Raw genomic sequence first — 647 nt, 5'->3', positions numbered from 1 at the left:
GCGCTTCGATCCTGTTATTCGGATGCGTCGGCAGGCGTGTGAGCACATCCTTCAGATAGGCATACGGATCATGCCCATTCATCTTGGCTGATTGGATGAGACTCATGGCGGCAGCCGCCCGCCGGCCCGCTCGCTGCGAGCCAGCGAACAGCCAGTTCTTACGGCCCAGGGCCACAGGCCGGATCTGGTTTTCGATCCAGTTGTTGTCGATAGGCAGTCGTCCGTCATCGAGGTAGCGCGTGAGCGCTTCCCAGCGTTTCAGACTGTAGTCCAAGGCCTTCGCCATCCCTGTGCTGTCCGGCACCTTGAAGCGATGCGCTTGCATCCAGGCGTGCAGGGTGTCGGCAATAGGCCGGGCCTGTTGCTTGCGCAATTGCTGCCGTGCCTCGGGTGTGAGATCCGCAGCTTGAGCTTCGATCTCGTAGAGTTGTCCGATGGACTTCAGGGCCTGCTCGGCGATGAGGCTCTTGCCGGACTGGCGTAACTCGTAGAACTTCCGGCGCGCATGCGCCATGCAGCCGACTTCGGTCATACCCTGCTCGAAGCAGGCTTTATAACCCCCGTAATCGTCGCAGATCAGTAGGCCATGCCAGTCACCCAGGAAGGCCCGCGCATGGGTACCGCTGCGCCCTTCGGTAAAGTCGTAC

1 protein-coding gene is annotated in these 647 nt (G+C 60.7%); it reads right to left on the bottom strand.

Annotated features, from left to right (window positions below; all coding sequences use genetic code 11):
* Positions 1-647, bottom strand: a 647-nt coding sequence (tnpC, locus tag H0A72_RS21920; RefSeq protein ID WP_180158631.1) for an IS66 family transposase, incomplete at both ends; no start/stop codon positions are given.

Source organism: Parapusillimonas granuli (assembly GCF_013416525.1).
GTDB classification, from domain to species: domain Bacteria; phylum Pseudomonadota; class Gammaproteobacteria; order Burkholderiales; family Burkholderiaceae_B; genus Parapusillimonas; species Parapusillimonas granuli.
This window is presented reverse-complemented; position numbering and strand designations above follow the sequence as displayed.